Annotated in this window: 20 protein-coding genes; 5 read left to right on the top strand and 15 right to left on the bottom strand. The window is 55.8% G+C overall.

Annotation, left to right across the window (positions count from 1 at the left end):
• Window position 1 precedes the first annotated feature (1 nt).
• Both argJ and mutT read left to right on the top strand, forming a co-directional pair.
• Window positions 2–1,231: a bifunctional glutamate N-acetyltransferase/amino-acid acetyltransferase ArgJ gene (gene argJ / locus WNE31_RS01450; RefSeq protein ID WP_349977805.1), complete on the top strand. Its 1,230-nt coding sequence runs from the start codon at window positions 2–4 to the stop codon at window positions 1,229–1,231.
• Complete coding sequence (gene mutT, locus WNE31_RS01445) at window positions 1,231–1,629, top strand: 8-oxo-dGTP diphosphatase MutT (protein WP_349977804.1); 399 nt, start codon at window positions 1,231–1,233, stop codon at window positions 1,627–1,629. Before argJ ends, mutT begins: the two co-directional genes overlap by 1 nt.
• 379 nt (window positions 1,630–2,008) lie before the next feature.
• Here mutT and infB read toward each other — a convergent pair whose 3' ends face one another.
• From infB to pip, 9 genes are all read right to left on the bottom strand, one after another.
• The gene (gene infB, locus WNE31_RS01440) at window positions 2,009–4,507 is read right to left on the bottom strand and encodes a translation initiation factor IF-2 (RefSeq protein WP_349977803.1); all 2,499 of its coding nucleotides are present in this window, start codon (window positions 4,505–4,507) and stop codon (window positions 2,009–2,011) included.
• Window positions 4,504–5,136, bottom strand: coding sequence for an RNA-binding protein (locus tag WNE31_RS01435; protein WP_463407408.1), 633 nt, complete (start codon window positions 5,134–5,136; stop codon window positions 4,504–4,506). The genes infB and WNE31_RS01435 overlap by 4 nt, the downstream gene beginning before the upstream one ends.
• 23 nt (window positions 5,137–5,159) lie before the next feature.
• Window positions 5,160–6,776, bottom strand: coding sequence for a transcription termination factor NusA (nusA, locus tag WNE31_RS01430; protein WP_349977802.1), 1,617 nt, complete (start codon window positions 6,774–6,776; stop codon window positions 5,160–5,162).
• A gap of 3 nt (window positions 6,777–6,779) precedes the next feature.
• Window positions 6,780–7,361, bottom strand: a complete 582-nt coding sequence (rimP, locus tag WNE31_RS01425) for a ribosome maturation factor RimP (RefSeq protein ID WP_349977801.1) — start codon at window positions 7,359–7,361, stop codon at window positions 6,780–6,782.
• A gap of 186 nt (window positions 7,362–7,547) precedes the next feature.
• A complete protein-coding gene (locus WNE31_RS01420) occupies window positions 7,548–9,092 on the bottom strand; it encodes an ABC transporter substrate-binding protein (protein WP_349977800.1) in 1,545 nt (514 codons plus the stop codon).
• A 72-nt stretch (window positions 9,093–9,164) separates the two neighbouring features.
• Window positions 9,165–10,811 carry an ABC transporter ATP-binding protein gene (locus WNE31_RS01415; RefSeq protein ID WP_349977799.1) on the bottom strand — a complete coding sequence of 549 codons (1,647 nt, stop codon included), beginning with the start codon at window positions 10,809–10,811 and terminating at the stop codon, window positions 9,165–9,167.
• 12 nt (window positions 10,812–10,823) lie between these two features.
• Window positions 10,824–12,023, bottom strand: coding sequence for an ABC transporter permease (locus WNE31_RS01410; protein ID WP_349977798.1), 1,200 nt, complete (start codon window positions 12,021–12,023; stop codon window positions 10,824–10,826).
• Window positions 12,020–13,018: an ABC transporter permease gene (locus WNE31_RS01405; protein WP_349977797.1), complete on the bottom strand. Its 999-nt coding sequence runs from the start codon at window positions 13,016–13,018 to the stop codon at window positions 12,020–12,022. The genes WNE31_RS01410 and WNE31_RS01405 overlap by 4 nt, the downstream gene beginning before the upstream one ends.
• Window positions 13,019–13,185: 167 nt before the next feature.
• Window positions 13,186–14,157 (bottom strand): prolyl aminopeptidase, encoded by a 972-nt coding sequence (pip, locus tag WNE31_RS01400; protein ID WP_349977796.1) that lies wholly within the window; start codon window positions 14,155–14,157, stop codon window positions 13,186–13,188.
• A gap of 49 nt (window positions 14,158–14,206) precedes the next feature.
• Here pip and ubiG point away from each other — a divergent pair, with 49 nt between their 5' ends.
• Window positions 14,207–14,953: a bifunctional 2-polyprenyl-6-hydroxyphenol methylase/3-demethylubiquinol 3-O-methyltransferase UbiG gene (gene ubiG / locus WNE31_RS01395; RefSeq protein WP_349977795.1), complete on the top strand. Its 747-nt coding sequence runs from the start codon at window positions 14,207–14,209 to the stop codon at window positions 14,951–14,953.
• A gap of 10 nt (window positions 14,954–14,963) precedes the next feature.
• Here ubiG and WNE31_RS01390 read toward each other — a convergent pair whose 3' ends face one another.
• Genes WNE31_RS01390 through WNE31_RS01375 form a run of 4 tightly spaced genes read right to left on the bottom strand, consistent with a single transcriptional unit; the run spans window position 14,964 to window position 17,257 of the window.
• Window positions 14,964–15,401, bottom strand: a complete 438-nt coding sequence (locus WNE31_RS01390) for a MarR family winged helix-turn-helix transcriptional regulator (RefSeq protein ID WP_349977794.1) — start codon at window positions 15,399–15,401, stop codon at window positions 14,964–14,966.
• Window positions 15,398–16,231, bottom strand: coding sequence for a carbon-nitrogen hydrolase family protein (locus tag WNE31_RS01385; protein WP_349977793.1), 834 nt, complete (start codon window positions 16,229–16,231; stop codon window positions 15,398–15,400). Before WNE31_RS01385 ends, WNE31_RS01390 begins: the two co-directional genes overlap by 4 nt.
• A gap of 3 nt (window positions 16,232–16,234) precedes the next feature.
• Window positions 16,235–16,492, bottom strand: coding sequence for a glutaredoxin 3 (gene grxC / locus WNE31_RS01380; protein WP_349977792.1), 258 nt, complete (start codon window positions 16,490–16,492; stop codon window positions 16,235–16,237).
• A 36-nt stretch (window positions 16,493–16,528) separates the two neighbouring features.
• The gene (locus WNE31_RS01375) at window positions 16,529–17,257 is read right to left on the bottom strand and encodes a ComF family protein (RefSeq protein WP_349977791.1); all 729 of its coding nucleotides are present in this window, start codon (window positions 17,255–17,257) and stop codon (window positions 16,529–16,531) included.
• A 17-nt stretch (window positions 17,258–17,274) separates the two neighbouring features.
• Here WNE31_RS01375 and WNE31_RS01370 point away from each other — a divergent pair, with 17 nt between their 5' ends.
• Window positions 17,275–18,093 carry a methyltransferase domain-containing protein gene (locus WNE31_RS01370; RefSeq protein WP_349977790.1) on the top strand — a complete coding sequence of 273 codons (819 nt, stop codon included), beginning with the start codon at window positions 17,275–17,277 and terminating at the stop codon, window positions 18,091–18,093.
• Window positions 18,094–18,143: 50 nt separating this feature from the next.
• Entirely contained in the window at window positions 18,144–19,202 is a 1,059-nt protein-coding gene (gene hemH, locus WNE31_RS01365) for a ferrochelatase (RefSeq protein WP_349977789.1), read from the top strand.
• A gap of 79 nt (window positions 19,203–19,281) precedes the next feature.
• Here hemH and WNE31_RS01360 read toward each other — a convergent pair whose 3' ends face one another.
• Window positions 19,282–19,461 (bottom strand): hypothetical protein, encoded by a 180-nt coding sequence (locus WNE31_RS01360; protein ID WP_349977788.1) that lies wholly within the window; start codon window positions 19,459–19,461, stop codon window positions 19,282–19,284.
• A 145-nt stretch (window positions 19,462–19,606) separates the two neighbouring features.
• On the bottom strand, window positions 19,607–20,203 hold the full coding sequence (locus WNE31_RS01355; RefSeq protein ID WP_349977787.1) for a L,D-transpeptidase: 597 nt from the start codon (window positions 20,201–20,203) through the stop codon (window positions 19,607–19,609).
• Window positions 20,204–20,254 lie beyond the last annotated feature (51 nt).

Genomic DNA, 20,254 nt, shown 5'->3' with positions numbered 1-20,254 from the left:
TATGGCCAAGATTACCCATGTTTCGCCCTTGGCCCCAGCCAGCTTTCCCGATCTTCCGGTGATCGAAGGTGTCTCGTTTGCGGCAACCGACGCCGGGGTAAAATACCAGAACCGCAAGGATGTGATGCTTGCTCTTCTGGCCCCTGGATCCACGATTGCCGGGGTATTCACAAAATCGGCGACGCGCTCTGCTAATGTTCTGGATTGTCAGGCTAAGGTTTCCGGAGAAAGCGATCAGGGCGCAGCCATTCTTGTGAATTCGGGCAACTCGAACGCCTTTACGGGCCGTGCCGGAGAAGAATCGGTAGATGCCATTTGTCGTGCTGTCTCGGCTATCACCGGCGTTGCGGCAGAACGGGTATTTACCAGCTCGACCGGCGTGATAGGCGAACGCCTTCCTCACGACCGCATCATTGCGAAAATCGGGGAACTGAAAAAGTCGCTCAGTGCAGACGCGATGGAAGATGCCGCCAAGGCCATCATGACAACAGACACCTTCCCCAAGGGCGCCACCCAAACTGTCGAAATCGGCGGCAAGCCCGTGAAGATCGCCGGTTTTGCCAAAGGATCTGGCATGATCGCTCCGGATATGGCTACGATGCTAGTCTATATCTTCACCGACGCAAAAATTGCCCGTCCAGTGCTGCAAACCATCCTGTCCGGTCTGACCGACCTGACCTTCAACAACATCACAGTTGATAGTGATACATCGACATCTGATACGCTTTTGCTCGGTGCAACCGGGGCTAGCGGTGTTGAAATCACCGAACACGTTGGGCCTTTCACCGACGCGTTGCACTCAGTCATGCTCGACTTGGCTCACCAGGTTGTCAAGGATGGGGAAGGCGCGACAAAGTTTGTTGAGGTCGCCGTAACGGGAGCCACCTCGAATGCCGCTGCCCGCACCCACGCCCTCGCAATTGCAAACTCGCCTTTGGTTAAAACTGCCATCGCGGGGGAAGACCCGAACTGGGGGCGTGTCGTTATGGCGGTGGGCAAATCCGGCGCCCCTGCGGACCGTGATCTTCTGTCGATACGTTTTGGCGATGTTCTTGTGGCGGAAAAAGGCTGGGTCGCGTCAGGTTATCGGGAAGAAGACGGAGCCGCCTATATGAAAAACCAAGACCTGAAGATCCTTGTGGATCTGGGGCTTGGTGACGGCAAAGCGACCGTATGGACCTGCGATCTGACACATGGGTACATCTCTATTAATGCGGATTATCGATCATAATGAAAACTGTTCTGGTCTCAGCCGTTGCCCTAATCGACGCCGACGGGCGTGTTCTTTTGGCTCAACGCCCTGAAGGCAAATCCATGGCCGGCATGTGGGAGTTTCCGGGCGGCAAGGTCGAACCCGGGGAAACACCGGAAGTGGCCCTGATCCGCGAACTTCAAGAAGAACTCGGCATTGATACATGGGCCAGTTGCCTTGCGCCGCTGACCTTTGCATCGCACAGCTATGAGGATTTTCACCTGTTGATGCCCTTGTTCGCCTGCCGGAAATGGGAGGGCATCCCAACTTCACAAGAGGGGCAGGTTTTGAAATGGGTGCGTCCGGAAAACCTCAGAGATTATGAGATGCCTCCGGCTGACATTCCTCTCATTCCGATTTTGAGGGATTGGCTCTAGGGTTTGTTTCTAATTTGGACACATTGACGAAAAAATGTGCCAAAAGTGTATGAAAAAGCCTTCTCAGCCGTGCACATGTTAGTTAACGTGAAGGAACTGTGACGTCCTTTTGGGCTTTACGGTTTGGTAACTACGTTATGATCCAATCAAGTCAATCACTGGGGAGATTTGACATGCTTAGGACGATCACCGTAGGCAGCTGCGTTTCTGTACAAGGAACGTTCGTCCGTTCACTGCCAAACGGAAAAATTGCTGTCAAAGTCGGAAAAACGATCTACGCAGGCACGCCGATCAACTCCGCTTAGGAAAAGATCAAGGCTCTGAACAAAACGGGGGACGCTATGCGTCCCCCGATGCTTTTTAGGATAGGTCTTGAGGATCAGTCCAGAGTACGCGTGATTTCTTCGCGCTCGAAGATCTCGATCACATCACCTTGGCGGATATCATCATAGTTCTCGAATGCCATACCGCATTCCTGACCAGACTGAACCTCGGCAACCTCATCCTTGAAACGCTTAAGCGTCTTGAGTGTGCCTTCGTGGATTACGACGTTATCACGCAACAGGCGCACACCCGCAGAGCGGCGCGCAACACCTTCGGTCACAAGACAACCCGCAACCTTGCCAACGTTGGACACTTTGAAGACGTCCTTGATTTCGGCATACCCGATGAAGTTCTCGCGAATTTCCGCACTCAGCAAACCGGACGCCGCAGATTTCACATCATCCACTAAGTCGTAGATGACGGAATAATAGCGAATCTCAACACCTTTCTGGTTGGCCGAGTTCCGAGCCGAGGCATTCGCACGGACGTTAAAGCCCATGATCGGGGCGCCACTGGCCTCGGCCAGGCCCACATCGGTTTCGGTGATTGCACCAACACCCGAGTGAAGCACGCGCACGCGCACTTCGTCGTTGCCGATTTTTTCCATGGCTTGCACGATTGCTTCGGCAGAACCCTGCACGTCGGCTTTGACCAAGATCGGCAGTTCGGCGACGTTTTCGTCTTCTTTCGCCTTCTGCATCAGCTGTTCCAAAGTCGTCGCAGCACCTGCAGCGGCGCGCTTGTCCTTCGCGGCCTGTGCACGATATTCGGCGATCTCGCGCGCCTGCGCTTCCGTTTCAGTCACGTTCAGCACGTCACCTGCTTCTGGTGTGCCGTTCAGGCCCAAGACCTCAACCGGTACCGAAGGCCCGGCTTCGGTAACACGTTCGCCCTTGTCGTTGATGAGGGCGCGGACTTTACCGTACTGCTCACCCACAACAAAGATATCACCCTGCTTGAGCGTACCCTTCTGAACCAGAACCGTCGCGACCGGCCCGCGACCAACATCGAGTTGAGCTTCGATAACAGCACCTTGTGCGGCACGATCAGGGTTGGCTTTCAATTCAAGAATTTCAGCCTGCAGCGCGATGGCGTCCAGAAGCTCGTCAAGGCCTTGGCCCGTCAGAGCAGACACTTCAACATCCTGCACATCGCCCGACATCGCCTCGACGATCACTTCGTGTTGCAGTAGCTCAGCGCGCACCTTGTTAGGGTCTGCGGCCGGTCTATCGATCTTGTTGATCGCAACGATCATCGGCACTTCGGCCGCTTTGGCGTGGTTGATCGCCTCGACGGTCTGCGGCATGACCGAGTCATCCGCCGCCACAACCAGAACAACAATGTCCGTAACCTGCGCACCGCGCGAACGCATCGATGTAAAGGCCGCGTGACCGGGGGTGTCGAGGAAACTCAGCACAGTTCCGCCATCGGTCGTCACCTGATATGCACCGATATGCTGGGTGATGCCACCGGCCTCGCCGGCGACAACCTTGGCATCCCGGATCGCATCCAGCAGCGAAGTTTTGCCGTGGTCAACGTGACCCATAATGGTGATGACCGGCGGGCGCGGCTGCAGGTCGCCCTCATCGTCATCCACATCTGCAATCACATCTTCGACGTCTGCATCGGAAACGCGCACCACTTTGTGGCCGAACTCTTCGATGATGAGTTCCGCTGTATCCGCGTCGATTGTCTGGTTCTGCGTGACCATCATGCCCATTTTCATGAGCTCTTTCACAACATCCGCGACACGCTCGGCCATACGGTTGGCCAATTCGGAAACGACAATCGCTTCTGGAAGTTGCACTTCGCGGATAACCTTTTCACGTTCAACCGATCCGCCCATCGCTTTCTGGCGCGCGCGTTCTTGTTTCCGCTTCATCGCGGCAAGCGATTTTTGACGGCCACCACCACCACCGGTAGCTTGGCTCAGGGTCAGCTTGCCAGAGCGACGACCATCGTCGCGGCCTTTGCCGCGGTTCTGTCGCTGGTCCCGCTCGCGATCTTGTTTGCGAGGTGTGGCTGCCGGTGCCGGCTTCGAGGCCGGAGCCCGTGCAGGTGTCTCTTGCTTCGGCTGCGCTGCTGCCGCCGCCGCTTCTGCAGCGGCGCGCTTGGCGGCCTCTTCGGTTTCACGCTTCTTGCGCTCTTCTTCTTCAGCCTTCTGGCGCGCACGCTCTTCGGCTTCACGCTGCTCACGTTCTTTGGCTTCGGCCTCGGCGCGGCGACGCACGCGCTCTTCTTCGCGCGCCTTTTCTTCAGCTTCCCGCTTGGCGGCCTCTTCGGCTTCGCGGGCCTTCGCGGCCTGCAACGCCTTCAGGCGACGCTCCATTTCCGCGTCGGAGATGCCGGCAGGACGACGCGAGGGATCACCCCCCGCTTTCGCCGTAGCGGTTCCGGGCTTGGACGCGCCAGGCTTTGGTACCACTACGCGCTTGCGTTTGGTTTCCACCACGACATTCTTGGTACGGCCATGGCTAAAGCTTTGCTTCACATTGCCAGGGCGTGATCCCGATCCACGCAGGCCCAGAGTCTTTTTACCGTCGTTATCGCTCATTTAGCTGTCTTACCCTTCTGGACGGCCCCTGCCGCCCCAATTTCGCGTACGCCTTTTAACCTTTGGGCTTCCTCTACTACACGATGCGTGAGTCCGCCAGACGCAAGCGCACCATGTATCACAGTTTGTTTCCCAAAAGCCAAACCCAATTCATCAGCCGTCAACCAGCCGATGTAACTGCCGCCATATGGCGTGCTTAGCTTTGATTTTCCTCGTCCCGATCCGTCTGATGCCTGAATCAACACCTCGGCATAGTCTTTGACGAGCCAGTCCTTGACTTTCTCATAGCCGGCCACGGCCTCGCCCGACTTGCGCGCCAGGCTAATTAGGTCGACCACGCGACGGGCAATCTGGCTTTCGACTTCGTTGACCAGAGTGTCCGGCACCTTGACCGGTTGTTTTGCAGACCGCGCGAAAAGCCCCTTTTTGCAGGCTGTTTCCAAAGCGCTGCGATCTGCTGAAACCCAGATACCACGACCGGGCAATTTGCCCAGGATATCCGGAACAATTTGATTATCCGGCCCGACCACAAAGCGGATCAGGCCGAATTTCGGCTGCACCTCACCCGTGGCAATGCATTTGCGCTCGGGACCGTCTGCGCGATCCTTGGAGTGTCCACCACGTCCCATGTGCAAGCCTCCGAGGCCTGCGATCAGGCCTCGGCCTCCTCTTCGATCTCTTCGCCGTCGGTCTCTTCGGCATCTTCAAGCTCGGCCGGATCAACCCAGCCCAGAACGATACGTGCAGTCATGACCATGTCCTGAGCTTCTTCGAGCGTCATGCCAAAGGGCTCGAGAATGCCGTCATCCTTGACGCGTTCACCATCGACCGTCGTCCACCCACCGGCCAGCTCCCAGTCAGCACAGGTTGCAAAGTCTTCGAGGCTCAGCACGCCATCTTTGGCCAGCGCCTCAATCATCTGCGGTGTGAGACCCTCGAATTCAACCAGGCTGTCCTGAACGCCCATTTCGCGGGCCGCATCAAGCGCTGCCTTAGCTTGGGCTTCCAGATAGTCGCGGGCACGCGCCTGCAACTCTTCCGCGGTGCCCTCATCGACGCCGTCAATCACAAGAAGCTCGTCCAGTTCGACATAGGCAACCTCTTCAAGGTTCGTAAAGCCTTCGGAAACCAGAAGCTGGGCAAAGAACTCGTCCAGATCCAGCGTTTCCATGAACAGTTTGGTGCGCACTTCGAATTCTTTCTGACGGCGCTCGGATTCCTCGGCCTCGGTCATGATGTCGATGTCGAGGTTGGTAAGCTGCGAGGCCAGACGTACGTTCTGGCCGCGGCGACCGATCGCCAAGGAAAGCTGTTCATCAGGCACGACAACTTCGATCTTGCCCGCTTCTTCATCAAGAACAACCTTGGTGACTTCTGCGGGCTGCAGCGCGTTCACAAGGAAGGTCGGCTGATCTTCGTTCCACGGGATGATGTCAATCTTTTCGCCCTGCAGTTCGTTTACAACCGCCTGAACGCGGCTGCCACGCATACCAACGCAGGCACCTACAGGATCAATCGACCCGTCATAGGAAATCACGGCAATCTTAGCGCGCGAACCGGGGTCACGGGCCACAGCCTTGATTTCGATGATACCGTCATAAATCTCCGGCACTTCCATTTTGAAGAGTTCGGCCATGAATTCCGGCGCGGTCCGCGACAGGAAGATCTGCGGACCACGGGTTTCGCGGCGCACATCCTTGATATAGGCACGGATACGGTCGTTCGGGCGATAGGCTTCGCGGCCGATTTTTTCGTTACGGCGCAGGACAGCTTCGCCCTGACCGACGTCCACGATCACATTGCCGTATTCTTCGCGCTTCACAGTGCCATTGATGATAGTACCGGCGCGGTCCTTGAATTCTTCGAACTGACGATCACGCTCGGCTTCGCGCACCTTCTGCAGGATTACCTGCTTCGCCGATTGTGCCGCGATTCGGCCCATTTCGACCGGTGGGATTTCCTCCACAAAGGTATCACCGACGGCAGGATCTTCCATGTACTGCTTGGCTTGCTCAACCGTGAATTCGGCCTGATAATTTTCAAGCTCTTCATCTTCCACGACGGTTCGAACACGGGTAAAGGTCGCCTTACCGGTCTTGCGGTCGATGCTGACGCGGATGTCCATTTCGGCGCCATAACGCGATTTGGCCGCGCGGGCCAAAGACTCTTCCATCGCCTCAACCACGAGGGACGGGTCGATCATTTTCTCGCGCGCGACGGCCTCGGCGGTTTGCAACAGCTCGAGCTGGTTTGCAGAGGTAATTGCCATGGTTTACTCCTCTTCGGACCCTTCGGTCTCGATCTCGTCAAAATCGTCTTCGTTGATGGTGCCCGCCGCTTTGCGCTGACGCAGCATTTCCTTGATCAGTTCGTCGGTCATCACCAACTTGGCATCTGCCAACCAATCGAACTGGAGACCCACGGTAACGGGTTCGCCCTTGTCCTCGATGTTGATCAGTACTTCTTCACCTTCGATGCCAGCCAGAACGCCTTTGAAGCGTTTGCGGCCATCAATCAGTTCGGACGTCTCGATCTTGGCATCATAGCCTTCGAAAGTCTCAAAGTCATTGAGGCGAGTCAAAGGCCGGTCGATCCCCGGGCTACCAACCTCGAGGACGTAAGAATCCACAAGTGGATCCTCGACATCAAGTACGGCGCTGATGGCGTTCGAAATCTCAGCACATTCGTCAACTTCGATCCCGCCCTCGGGGCGTTCCGCCATGATTTGAAGCGTGTGCGTATTACCGCCTTGCAGGCGCAGGCGCACAAGCTCGAATCCCATGTCCTCAATGACAGGAATAATAATCTCGGCCAATTTGCGATCAATCGCGGTCTTGGCAATCAGGTCACTCATAAGTCGTGTTCCAGACACAAAAAAACGGGCCAGCGGCCCGTCGAAATTTCCGATGGAGCGTTGTGGGCGTTACCCTCAGCGCACCGCTGTTGAGGGGTGATATACGCAGGAAACTCCGAGTCTGCAAGGTCTATCTGAAAACGCCCCGCGATTGCGGGGCGTTTCCTTTGAACTTCAAGCCTGGATTTAGCTGAACCACCAACGCTCGGCCATGCGAGCGTTGTCCATCTGCCAGAGGTTGCCAACAGTTTCCGGCACACCCAGCTTGGTCGAGATCGCCTGAACATAGTTGGCGAACATCGGCACGATGACGGCACCATCTGTTCGCAGGATTTCCTGCATCTCGCGATACTGGTCGCGACGCTTGTTCGAATCCAGTTCGGCGCGCGCCGACAAAAGCAGTTCCTGGAACCGCGGATGATCCCACTGGGAATCGTTCCACGGCACACCGGCTTCGTATGCGGTTGAGAACATCCAGTCCTCGGTCGCGCGGCCGGACCAGTAACATGCGCACCAAGGCTTTTTCAGCCAGACGTTTGACCAGTAGCCATCCGCCGGTTCCTGTACCACGTTGATATTGATGCCTGCACCCTTGGCCGAGGCCTGATAGAGTTGTGCCGCATCCACCGCGCCTTCGAACGCAGCGTTGGAGGCAGACAGATCGATATTCAACTCGGTCAGGCCGGCCTCCTTCATGTAGAAAGCCGCCTTGTCCGGATCGTACTCGAGTTGCTCCATGTCGCCGGCATAGTACTGGTTGGCTGGTCCGATCGGTGTATCGTTGCCCACTTGGCCGTGGCCCAGCAGGATCTTGTCGACCATTTCCTGACGATTCACACCGTATTTCAGCGCACGGCGCACGTTGAGGTCATCGAACGGCGCGGTCTTGGACAGCATCGGGAAGGTATAGTGCTGGTTGCCCGTCACCTCCTGAATAGCAATATTCGGGTTCGCCTTGAGCAACGCTTCGGTTTTAAAGTCGATCCGGTTGATCGCATCCACCTGACCAGTCATCAACGCATTCATGCGCGCGGTATTGTCGTTGATCGCGATATATTCGATCTCGTCAAAGAAACCCGCACCGTCGCCTTTATAGTGGCCTTCGTAACGCTTGGCGGTCATACGCACGCCTGGCTCGAACGAAGTTACTTGGTACAGGCCCGTGCCAATGCCGTTGGCAATCGCTTCTTCGATCTGACCTGCCGGATACATCAGGATGTGATAGTCCGACATCAGATAGGGGAAGTCCGCGTTGCCGTTAGCCAGGGTGAACTGAACCTGATGGTCGCCCATCTTCTTCATTTCGGTGATGGCGGACACGATCGGTTTCGCCGCCGATTTGGCCCCTTCAGCGACGTGCAACTGCAAGGACTCAATTACGTCGTCAGCGCCGAACGACTTGCCATTGTGGAAAGTCACGCCCTGGCGCAAGTTGAAGGTCCATACTTTGGCGTCCGGGGTAGCTTCCCAGCTCTCGGCAAGCTCGCCTTGAAGCGATCCGTCTGCTGCCACCATCGTCAGGCTGTCAAAAACCGAACCCTGTGCCGAGGCGATCATGAACAGGTCAGAGTGGGTACGGCCATCCCAGCTATCCGAGGTGTTGGCGCCGGACAGGCCCGCACGCAGTTTGCCACCACGTTTCGGCATGGCTACGGCCGGCAGGCCAGTCATGGCCAGCACACCGGCGGCAGCACCTGTCTTAAGCAAGCCGCGTCTGCTAATTCTCGTCATTTGTCATCTCCCATGTTTTAACTTCGGGTTTTCCCGAATGGTTGTGACGCCCGAAAGAAAGGGCGATTCGATTTACATCTTATCAACAGCCGCGTCGCCGATGTTATCAACTCCGCGTTCATTAAGAAGATTTGTGAGCCAGTCCGGATCCATTTCAGGCACTGAACTAAGCAGAAGGTCTGTGTAGGGGTGGTGCGGCGGTTTGAACATTTCGTCCTTTGCACCTTGTTCGACCACACGCCCGTCCTTCATCACAACGACCTCGTCCGCGATGGATTTCACCGTTGCAAGGTCATGCGTGATGAACATGTAGGAAAGGTTCAGCTCGTCCTGAAGCCTGGCAAGCAGTTTCAGGATGCCTTCGGCAACCAGTTGATCAAGGGCGGATGTGACTTCGTCGCAGATGATGAACTTGGGTTCGGCCGCCAAAGCGCGCGCAATGCCGATCCTTTGTTTTTGACCACCGGACAATTCAGAAGGCAAACGGCTGTAGTAAACCGAAGGGTCTAGTTCGATTTCTTCCAATAACTGGTCGACACGCCGGCGTTTTTCCTTGCCCGTTAATCCCATGTAGAATTGGACAGGCCTGCCGATCAACTCGCCGATGGTTTTGCGCGGATTCAGTGCTGTATCGGCCATCTGATAGATCATCTGCGCCTGTCGCAATTGCATCTTGTTGCGCTTGCGGTAATCAAGCGGCAACATCTCGCCATCAAATTCGATATGACCCTGCTTTGGCGGCAACAAGCCCGTGATGCAGCGCGCCGTCGTGGATTTACCCGAGCCGGATTCTCCGACAACCGCAACCGTGCGCGCCTCGTGAATGTCGAAGCTCACATCATGCAGAACGGGGACCTTGCCATAGGCAGCCGTAACGTTCTTAACAGAAACCACAGGTGTTTGGCCGCCACTGATATAAGGTTTCTGCGGTCTCTGGAAACTGCGTACGGCCCAGAGCGACTTGGTATAGTCCTCTTTGGGGTCCGACAGCATTGTGCGCGTGTCGGCCTCTTCAACCTCGTCACCTTTCAGCAGAACTTTGATCTTGTCGGCCATCTGCGCCACCACGGCAAGGTCGTGGGTGATATAAATCGCTGCCGTGTCAAACTCTTCCACAATCTCGCGGATCGACGCCAGAACCTCAATCTGTGTTGTCACATCAAGGGCTGTGGTGGGCTCATCAAAGATAATCAGGTCCGGACGCGTCGACATGGCCATAGCTGTCATAGCGCGTTGAAGCTGACCCCCTGACACCTGATGTGGATAGCGGAACCCAATTTCTTCCGGATTGGGCAAACGCAGCTTGCGATAAAGCTCGATCCCGTCCGCTTCGCTTTCCGCTTTGGACATCACGTGGTGCTGGGTGGGCGCCTCGGTGTGCTGATCAATCAGCTTGTGCGCCGGGTTGAACGAGGCGGCGGCGGATTGCGCGACATAAGCGATACGTTTGCCAAGAAGACTGCGCTTCACCGCAGCGGATGCATTGACCAGATCAATCCCGTCGAACTCAACCGATCCTGCGGAAATACGGCACCCGTCGCGCGTAAAGCCCATTGAGGCAAGGCCAACGGTCGATTTACCCGCACCGGATTCGCCGATCAGACCAAGAACTTCGCCCTTTTTAAGATCGATATCGACGCCATTCACGATCTGGTTCCAAGTTTCGTCGCTGCGCCCTTCGATCTTGAGACCGCGCACTTTCAGCAATTGTTCAGTCATTGCGCTGTCTCCTCATTCTTTCAGTCCAGAGGACTTGTGAAGCATCCAGTCGACCACAAAATTGACGGCAACTGTCAGCAGGGCGATGGCCCCCGCAGCCAGCAACGGCGCACTGGCAACCTGCGGGGCAAAAGCGGCAAAATTAATGAACTGTGCCAAATCCCGCACCATCGTGCCCCAATCTGCCAGGGGCGGCTGGATCCCCACACCAAGGAACGACAGCGACGCAATGGTGAGGAACACAAAGCAGAAGCGCAGCCCAAACTCGGCCAGAAGCGGCGCGGTGGCATTCGGCAGGATTTCGCGGAAAATTAGGTACCCCATACCTTCGCCGCGCAATTTGGCGGCCTCGATATAGTCCATGACAACGATATTCAGGCCAACGGCACGCGCCAAGCGAAACACACGAGTTGAGTCGATCACGGCAATGATGATGACCATGTAGAACGTGAGCAGCCCCTTTTCAGACCCGGCCCAAGCCGAAGCGATCGTCATCAACAACAAGGCGAAAATGAGCGACGGGATCGCCATCAGAACATCAACGGCACGGCTCAGCAGCTGATCCAGCCACCCGCCGAGGGTTGCCGCGAGAAACCCGAGCGTCGCCCCAATGAGAAACGCCAGAACCGTGGTGGCAAAAGCGATGCCAACCGTGTTCTGTGCGCCGTAAATCAGCCTCGACAGAATATCGCGGCCAATCTGGTCGGTTCCCAAAGGGTAATCCGGGTTCCCGCCCATGGCAGGATTCCCGCCGGGCACGACATTGGCCGCCGCAAGAATCTCTTCTTGCCCGTAAGGGGCCAGAACTCCTGCGAAGATCGACACAAAGGCGTATATCAGGATCGTCAGGATACCGAAACTGGCGGTAAGGGGCATGGACCGGAACAGCTTACGCGTCCCTGCTGTTCCAACATGACGCCCGAAGATACGGAACATCCAGGCCGCGATTGCGAACAGGATGAAACCTTCAACGGCTTTGCCTAGGAAGAAATACTTGTTCGCAACAGCCGGATCTGCAGACCGCGAAAGCGAATAAGCCCAGACCAGCCAAACCAACACAACCGCCCCGAGCACATAGCCGAATGCAACGCCATAAGGCATGTCACGGAACATCGGTTTGTTCCCGGTGATTTTTTGCCCGGCAAACCGGAAAAGCCACCCCGCCACGCCAATAGCAATGATCCAAAGCGCAATCACACCAAAGATATTCATTTCGGATGCCTCAGACGTGGGTTGGAGATGATCGAAAGGATGTCCGCCGTGAGGTTGAGCAGGATATAGGCCGCCGCGAAAATCAGACAGCAGGCCTGAACCACAGGGATATCGCGGATTTTGACGCTGTCGACGAACAGTTGACCAATTCCGGGATACACAAAGACAACCTCAACCACGACAACACCGGTGATGAGATAGGCAAGGTTCAGGGCAATCACGTTGATGATCGGCGCCAAGGCATTCGGCAGCGCATGGCGGACGATTACACGCATTGGCGAGATGCCCTTCAACCGGGCCATCTCGATGTAGGGCGAGGCCAGCAGGTTGATGATCGCGGCCCGCGTCATCCGCATCATATGTGCCGTGACCACAAGGGTCAGGGTCAGGGCAGGCAGAAGGGTCCGGGTCAGCCGCTCGCTGAACTCCATGCCTTCGTATATATTGGAGAGGGACGGCAGGATCGGGTTCAACACCGCAAGGAACAGGATCAGGATATAGGCCAAGAAGAACTCGGGCGAAGAAATCGAGGACAGGGTCAGGATATTCGCGCTGCGGTCGAAAGCCGAGTTCCGGTAAAGCGCGGCAAGCACCCCCAGCGTGATCGAGATTGGCACCGCGATCATCGCCGTAACGCCCGCAAGGAAGATCGTGTTTTCGAACCGCGGCGCAATCTGGGCGGCGACGGTTCCCTTACCGGTGCCAACATCCGATCCGGCGAAGCTGGCAAAATTAGCTTGGGCAAAACTGTTTCCGAGGTCGCCTTGGATGGCGCCGCCAAGCCATTGAAAATAGCGCGTGACCGGAGGCTGATCGAGGCCAAGATCTTTGCGGATCGCCTCGACAGCTTCGGGTGTGGCCCCTTGCCCAAGGATGAGTTGCGCAAAGTCGCCCGGCAAAAGGTTGACCGCTGCGAAGATCACGATCGACACGACGAACAAGGTTAAAACGCCCAGCGCAAGCCGCTGAGCAATGATTTTCAGAATAGAGGCCAATGGTCCTCACCTGTTGTTTTTCTTGTTTGTCTTCAGGTTAACGGCGATCAGGGGTCTGTAAACCCTGAAAATCTGAAACCGACATTCAAATTTCGCTTTTGGAACATTTTTAGTGGCATAAGAACAAGTTTCGGGGGATTTGGCACTATTCAGCCGAAAAACTGGCCTTAAACCTTGGACATTTGATCCATTACACGCACCAATTCCGCGCTAATCCCCGGTTCAGAAAGCGCATGGCCTGCGTTGCGCACCATCCGCAATTGCGCGCGCGGCCAGTGCTTGCAAAGTTCATAAGCAGAACTTGGAGGGCAAATCATATCATAGCGCCCCTGCACCACCACGCCGGGGATATGAGAAATTTTGTCCATATTCTCAAGAATATACCGGTCCACTTCCAGGAAACCGTGATTTATGAAATAGTGGTTCTCCAAGCGCGAAAAGGCACGGGCATATTCCGCTGGCGGCTCTCCTCCGGATCCAGTTGAATGAATGGATGCTAGGGCATTTTCCCACGAAGCCCAGGCACGGGCGTATTTGATTTCCTCTCCGCGATCCCCAGAAAAAAGCCGTTTATGATAGGCTTCGATCAGGTTCTCTCTTTCGGCGTCAGGGATCAGTTTAACAAACCGCTCCCACGGTTCGGGCCAGAACTTGCCTGCGCCACCGCCGTAGAACCAATCAAGCTCGGCCTGTGTCATCAGAAAGACACCTCGCAGAACAAGAAATGCGGTTCGGCTGGGGTGGGTCTGGGCATAGACCAGCGCAAGTGTCGCCCCCCAACTGCCCCCGAACACGACCCAGTCATCTATCCCCAAATCGGTGCGGATCCGTTCCATATCGGCCACAAGATGCCAGGTTGTGTTGTTCTCGACGGTTGCATGGGGCGTAGAACGACCACATCCACGTTGATCAAACAGAACAATGCGATAGATAGAAGGATCGAAATAGCGACGCATTGCAGGGCTGCTGCCACCACCGGGTCCGCCATGCACCACGACTACAGGCAAGCCGTCCGCCCGTCCGGATTGCTCGACGTATATGCGGTGACCATCACCCATGTCGATCATCCGCTGGTCAAAGGGTTCGACCGGAGGATAGAGGTAATGCACTGCGCGCTTTTGGCCCGAGTTTTTGTCCATGTCTGACCTATATAGTTCAGGCGGCCCAATTGAGCATATGGAGATCAGAATGCAAGCGTCTCAAAGCACTGTCGACCCCTCTGAAGTCGCCAAATTCGAGGCCATGGCCGCCGAATGGTGGGATCCGAGTGGAAAGTTCAAGCCGCTTCACATGCTGAATCCTTGCCGGCTCGACTATATCACCCGCCAAATTGCAGAGGAATTCGGGTGTGATCTCGAATCAGAACTGCCGTTTAAAGGTCTTCGCCTTTTGGACATCGGTTGCGGCGGCGGGTTGCTGAGCGAACCCATGGCGCGCCTCGGCGCAACGGTTGTTGGCGCAGATGCGGCCGGCGGGAATATTCCGGTCGCGCAGGTACACGCTCAACAATCCGGTCTCGACATCGATTATCGACATACAACTGCCGAGACCATGGCCGCAGCAGGTGAACAGTTTGATGTCGTGCTAAATATGGAAGTGGTCGAACATGTCGCCGACCCGCTTTCCTATCTCACCGCCTGTCAACAACTCCTGAAACCTGGTGGACTGCATATTTGTTCGACCATCAACCGCAATCCCAAGAGCTTTGCGATGGCCATTGTGGGCGCTGAATATGTGATGCGCTGGCTGCCAAAGGGCACGCATGAATGGCAAAAGTTCATCACGCCTGATGAACTGTTCGAGTTGATTCAGAAAGCAGGCCTGACACCGGTGGATCGCAAGGGATTCGTCTTCAACCCGATCAGCTGGCAATGGTCTATTTCTGATCGCGACCTCAGCGTGAATTACGTCACGGCCAGTACGAAACCCGCCTGATCTGACGGGTTCAATCCTGATCCAGCTTCACGCGCAATTCACGTAGGATTGGAAGGGCGGCTCGCACACGGGCTTCGCCCAGTTCACTCACAATTTCTGAAATCATTGGTGCAATGCTGGCAAGCGCCTCGTCGCGTGCCTGTCGGCCTGCAGGGCTTATCCCCACGATCTTGCGGCGTGCGTCATCCCAATCTGGGCGGATATGGATGTAGCCCGCCAATTCAAGCTTGTTCAAGGTGTTCGTCATCGCCCCACGTGTGACATGGAACGCCTTCGCCAGTTGGGCCGGGCTACGTTCTGCACCAGCAGGTGCCAGATGATTGAGCACCGAAAAGTGCGAAAGTTCCATCCCTTTCGGCAACACCTTGCTCAGTCGCGCGCGGGCGAGTTGTTCAGCGGTCAGGATTTCGCCGAACAGGGCAATGGCCAAGGCGTTATTGTCACTCATAGCGGGCCATCGAACCTTTGGTCATGGGTCAGGGACGGAACTCTGCCCCGCGCTTTTGCCACTGCTTCGGGGTCCAGATCAACATAGCAGATGCCGGTTTCCGTACCTGCGTCGCACAACACCTCACCCCAGGGTGAAATCACCATGCTGTGTCCATAGGTCTTGCGCTCGGGCCCTCGGGACGCGGTGTGTTTTCCGGTCTGCGCGGGCGCCAGCACATAGCACCCGGTTTCAATCGCGCGCGCGCGCAACAGCGCCTCCCAATGGGCGGCCCCCGTCACGTAAGAAAACGCCGCTGGCACGGTCAGAATAGTGGCCCCGGCTTTTGCCAATGCTCGGTGCAAATAAGGAAACCGGATGTCATAGCAAATCGTCATGCCAATCTTGCCGAAAGGCGTTTCAGCCAGAACGGCCTTCTGGCCCGGCCGGTATCCATCGGATTCGCGATAGGTTTCCTCGGGCGTTACTTGCACATCGAACATGTGGATCTTGTCATAGCGCGCCGCGATCTGGCCTTCAGGATTGATCAGAAAGGACCGGTTGGCAAACCGACCATCTGCATCCTCTGTTTTCAGAGCCAGAGATCCAATCAACAGCCAAATCCCCAAGGACCGTGCGTCTTCCTGCAAAGCAGACAGCGTTTTGTCATCGGCTTCCAACCGCAGAACAGAGTTCTGATGATTCCTGCTGCCAGACACACAGTTGCTGACTTCGGGCGTCAGAACAAAGCCTGCCCCGTTTCGGGCAGCCGCTCGGCATTGGTCCCGCAAGTTGGTCAGATTGGCCTCGGGATTATCCGACGACGTAATTTGCAGCAGCGCAGTCTTCATCGGTCAGACAGCCAGAAGCGGGTCAAGTTTGCCGGCACGCTCCAATTCGTACAGATCATCGCAACCGCCAACATGCGTTTCGCCGACAAAAATCTGCGGAACAGTGCGCCCGCCATTTGCACGGTCAATCATCTCGGGTTTGCGATCGGGATTCGCCCAGACGTCAATCTCGGTGAATTCGACGCCTTTCTGGTTCAGCAACCGCTTTGCCGCATGACAAAATCCACAAAGCGGGCTGGTGTAGATTTGAACTGGTTTCATGGTTTCCCCCAACAGGTCGCATCATTACTGGGGGATTTATGTATCCTTTGCAACGCGTGCCAGTGTCAGAATGTGAACTTCCTTGGCCTTTGCGTGAAAACAGGCCTCTGTTGCGGCGGATAAAGTGGCACCAGACGTCATAACGTCATCAATCAGCAAAACAGGCCGCTCAGCCAAAAAATGCGCCCGTCTCGGGTGGGGCCGGAAGCTGCCCTGCATCTTGCGATAGCGCTCTTCAAAGGCGAGCCCACTCATACTGCCCCTGGTGTGCGGTCGCTGAAGCGCGTCCGGACACCAGGGCATAGAAAGGACACGGGCTAACGCCTGTGCCAATAGGGCGGATTGGTTATAGCGGCGCTTGAGCAGGCGTAAATAATGCAAAGGTACAGGTACAACGATGATGTTGGGTCGCAAAAGGGGGCGCGCCGCCTGCATCATCCATTTTGCAGCAGGCTGTACGATGTCGTGCCGATCACCGTGTTTGAGCGCCAGTACTAATTTTCGCGCATTGTCCTTATAGAGCAAAGCCGAGCGACCCTTTTGCCAGGGGCGTTCGGTTTTCATACAATCATCGCAGCAAACAGGAGACCCATCGTCTGTTCCTGGTAGAGGCGTGCCGCAAAGATCGCAGACCAAGCCACCAATGAAAGGGGTGCCGCACCAACACGGACCGCACAACCCAAAGTCACTCTCGACCAGACCTCCGCACTCGATACAGCGTGGCGGGTAAATCAACTGGATCGCTGTTTGTATCTTGTTTCTCATCGCACTATCTTCTGCACATGCAAAACGCCCCAAAGATGACAGATACGGACGCATTGAAGCGAAACCGAACGCGCGCCGATCATGTGAACGGTCTATTTCTTCACGAAGCAGCGCTCGAGGAAGTGCAGGATCGCCTCTCTTTAGTTAACAGAACGTTTACCAAAGTGGCGATCGTGACCGGATTTCCCGAGATTTGGCGTCGCGTCGCACCCCAGGCCGATATCGTGGCGGATAAAGATGTTCTGGATCTCAAGGCCGAAGGTTATGATCTGGTTCTGCATTGCATGGCGCTGCACTGGGCGAATGATCCGGTAGGGCAGGTCATTCAGTGTCGGCGCGCATTGCGGAATGATGGGTTGTTTCTTTGCGTGTGTTTCGGCGGCCAGACACTGCATGAACTGCGCAGCGCCTTGGCCCAGGCTGAAGCCGATGTCTCGGGCGGGCTGTCCCCCCGCGTGGCGCAAATGGGCGAAATCCGGGATCTGGGAGCGCTGTTGCAGCGCGCAGGGCTCAACCTTCCTGTGGCGGATACGCTTCCACTCAAGGTCACTTATGAGACACCTTGGCACCTGATGCGCGACCTGCGCGCCATGGGCGAGGCAAATGCCCTTGATGGCCGGTTGCGGCGGTTCACATCGCGTGCTCTGCTGATGCGCGCCGTCGACATTTACACGGAAACCTTCATGGAGAACGGCCGGATCCCGGCAACGTTCGAGTTGATTTTTCTGACCGGTTGGGCACCTGATGCAAGCCAACCAAAACCGTTGCGCCCGGGATCTGCGGTGACGCGACTTGCCGATGCTTTGGGAACGCAGGAAACCACACTCAAAGATTGACAGGAACGCGCCCGACACTAAGTCAGGTCAAGTTAATTTCAGGAAGAAAAATGAACCAAGTACACGCCACTCGCCCGGAACACAGCCCCAAAGACCACCCCGCCGTTCCACGCGGTAAGATCGGGGTGTTGCTGGCAAATCTGGGCACCCCGGATTCTTATACTTACTGGCCAATGCGGCGTTATCTGAACCAGTTTCTTTCTGACAAACGGGTGATCGACTATCCCTCTTGGAAATGGCAACCGATCTTGCAAGGGATCATCCTAACCAAACGCCCGTTTTCCTCGGGCGAGGCGTATAAGTCGATCTGGAATCACGAGCTGGATGAAAGCCCGCTGATGCTGATCACCAAGGATCAGACAGCCGCCATCACCGAGACAATGAAGACCCGCTTTGGTGACATGGTCATGGTGGATTTCTGCATGCGCTACGGAAACCCGTCCACGGAATCCAAGGTGCGCAAGATGGTGAAAGCGGGCTGCGAGAAGATCCTGTTCTTTCCACTTTACCCGCAATACGCGGGCGCCACGACCGCAACCGCAAATGATGAATTTTTCCGCGCTCTGATGAAGGAAAAGTGGCAGCCGGCAGTGCGTACCGTGCCTGCGTATTTTGGCCACCCCCAATATATCGAATCACTCGCGGCTTCGATCGAGGCAGCTTATGGCGAACTTGAGAACAGACCTGAAATGCTGGTTGTGTCATATCATGGGATGCCGACCCGGTATTTGAAAGAAGGCGACCCTTACCATTGTCATTGTCAGAAAAATACGCGCCTTCTGAAAGAACGGCTGGGCTGGGAAGATACCGAAATTACCACAACCTTCCAGTCGCAGTTCGGACCCGAAGAGTGGCTTCAACCCTACACGGTCGATGAAGTCGCACGCCTAGCTAAAGAAGACGGTAAAAAGCGTATAGCCGTGGTCGCGCCCGCATTTTCCGCGGACTGTATTGAAACACTGGAAGAGATCAACGAAGAGATCAAAGAGAGCTTTGAAGAGGCTGGCGGCGAAGAGTTCACTTATATTCCGTGTCTCAACGACCATCCGTCACACATTGCTGCGCTTTCCCAGATCATCGAGGAAAACCTGCAAGGCTGGATCGGCTAGGGCTTTCATAAAAACCTTAAAGGAAAAGAAAAAGGCGGAGCGTTTGCTCCGCCTTTTCCGATTTTAAGCTGTGGCTGAATTAGGCAGCAGCAGCAGCGGCAACGATTGCCAGCAGCAGCAGCGGAACCCATACGCCTTGTGCCGACGAACCAGCTTCTTCTTCGATTACGACAGGCTCAACAACGGGTTCAGCCATCGAACCGGCGAATGCGGTCGAAGCAGCGGCGGTCAGTGCAGCAGCGAGAACGAGTTTTTTCATAGTATCCTCCAGATAATAGCTCGACGTCATAATTGAGGACGACGCCAAGCACCCAAGACTTACCTCGTAACTCTGTGTAAACAGCAATGGGCATTGTTTGCAAACCCATCTTTCAGAATTACCCCTCGGGAAAGCCAGAATGTCGTCAAATTAGCAACACTTGCGTGCCAACCTTTGTAAGGCTGAACAGTTCGGCAATATGTTCGTTGTAAAGCCCGATGCACCCGTTCGACGATCTGCGGCCGATTTTGCGTGTGTCGTGCGTCCCATGAATACGATAATACGTCCAGCTGAGGTAGAGCGCGTGCGTTCCCAGCGGATTATCCGGCCCCGGCCCCACGAAATCGGGCCATTCTGGGTTCCGCTTTTTCATCGAAGGAGTCGGGCGCCAACTGGGCCCTTCGACTTTTTGCACAACTTTTGTACGCCCGCGACGCGTGAGATCCTCGGTCAAGGGCACGGAAGAGGGATAGAGCTTGTAGATCGACTGATCTTCGGACCAGTAGTGCAGCGCCCGCGAAGTCACATCCACCAGGATCGCGCCGTTTCGGGTATTGTCGAAATAAGGACGCCAGTCCAACGCACGGAAACTCGAGATATTACGTGGCACGATCTCGTCGAGGTCACGTTCAATTTCGGTCGTGCTTGACTCGGTTTGCGCCAATGCGGGTGCGGCCAGAAAAGAAGCTCCGGCGGCCATAAACGCCCGGCGACCCAATTTAGATTTTTCGTCGTGTGCCATGTCAGTCCTCGGAACAACCTGTTTTCGGATTGAACGATATATTATTGCCGG

It is taken from the genome of Shimia fortis (assembly GCF_040225985.1).
Classification (GTDB): domain Bacteria; phylum Pseudomonadota; class Alphaproteobacteria; order Rhodobacterales; family Rhodobacteraceae; genus Shimia.
The sequence above is the reverse complement of the archived record's forward strand: the minus strand, read 5'-3'. Positions and strand labels throughout refer to the sequence as shown.

What these genes read in the sequence shown, in the direction of transcription:
- argJ (WP_349977805.1), top strand. Translation starts at nt 2, where the DNA reads ATGGCCAAGATTACCCATGTTTCGCCCTTGGCCCCAGCCAGCTTTCCC.
- mutT (WP_349977804.1), top strand. Translation starts at nt 1,231, where the DNA reads ATGAAAACTGTTCTGGTCTCAGCCGTTGCCCTAATCGACGCCGACGGG.
- infB (WP_349977803.1), bottom strand. Translation starts at nt 4,507, where the DNA reads ATGAGCGATAACGACGGTAAAAAGACTCTGGGCCTGCGTGGATCGGGA.
- WNE31_RS01435 (WP_463407408.1), bottom strand. Translation starts at nt 5,136, where the DNA reads ATGGGACGTGGTGGACACTCCAAGGATCGCGCAGACGGTCCCGAGCGC.
- nusA (WP_349977802.1), bottom strand. Translation starts at nt 6,776, where the DNA reads ATGGCAATTACCTCTGCAAACCAGCTCGAGCTGTTGCAAACCGCCGAG.
- rimP (WP_349977801.1), bottom strand. Translation starts at nt 7,361, where the DNA reads ATGAGTGACCTGATTGCCAAGACCGCGATTGATCGCAAATTGGCCGAG.
- WNE31_RS01420 (WP_349977800.1), bottom strand. Translation starts at nt 9,092, where the DNA reads ATGACGAGAATTAGCAGACGCGGCTTGCTTAAGACAGGTGCTGCCGCC.
- WNE31_RS01415 (WP_349977799.1), bottom strand. Translation starts at nt 10,811, where the DNA reads ATGACTGAACAATTGCTGAAAGTGCGCGGTCTCAAGATCGAAGGGCGC.
- WNE31_RS01410 (WP_349977798.1), bottom strand. Translation starts at nt 12,023, where the DNA reads ATGAATATCTTTGGTGTGATTGCGCTTTGGATCATTGCTATTGGCGTG.
- pip (WP_349977796.1), bottom strand. Translation starts at nt 14,157, where the DNA reads ATGGACAAAAACTCGGGCCAAAAGCGCGCAGTGCATTACCTCTATCCT.
- ubiG (WP_349977795.1), top strand. Translation starts at nt 14,207, where the DNA reads ATGCAAGCGTCTCAAAGCACTGTCGACCCCTCTGAAGTCGCCAAATTC.
- WNE31_RS01390 (WP_349977794.1), bottom strand. Translation starts at nt 15,401, where the DNA reads ATGAGTGACAATAACGCCTTGGCCATTGCCCTGTTCGGCGAAATCCTG.
- WNE31_RS01385 (WP_349977793.1), bottom strand. Translation starts at nt 16,231, where the DNA reads ATGAAGACTGCGCTGCTGCAAATTACGTCGTCGGATAATCCCGAGGCC.
- grxC (WP_349977792.1), bottom strand. Translation starts at nt 16,492, where the DNA reads ATGAAACCAGTTCAAATCTACACCAGCCCGCTTTGTGGATTTTGTCAT.
- WNE31_RS01375 (WP_349977791.1), bottom strand. Translation starts at nt 17,257, where the DNA reads ATGAGAAACAAGATACAAACAGCGATCCAGTTGATTTACCCGCCACGC.
- WNE31_RS01370 (WP_349977790.1), top strand. Translation starts at nt 17,275, where the DNA reads ATGCAAAACGCCCCAAAGATGACAGATACGGACGCATTGAAGCGAAAC.
- hemH (WP_349977789.1), top strand. Translation starts at nt 18,144, where the DNA reads ATGAACCAAGTACACGCCACTCGCCCGGAACACAGCCCCAAAGACCAC.
- WNE31_RS01360 (WP_349977788.1), bottom strand. Translation starts at nt 19,461, where the DNA reads ATGAAAAAACTCGTTCTCGCTGCTGCACTGACCGCCGCTGCTTCGACC.
- WNE31_RS01355 (WP_349977787.1), bottom strand. Translation starts at nt 20,203, where the DNA reads ATGGCACACGACGAAAAATCTAAATTGGGTCGCCGGGCGTTTATGGCC.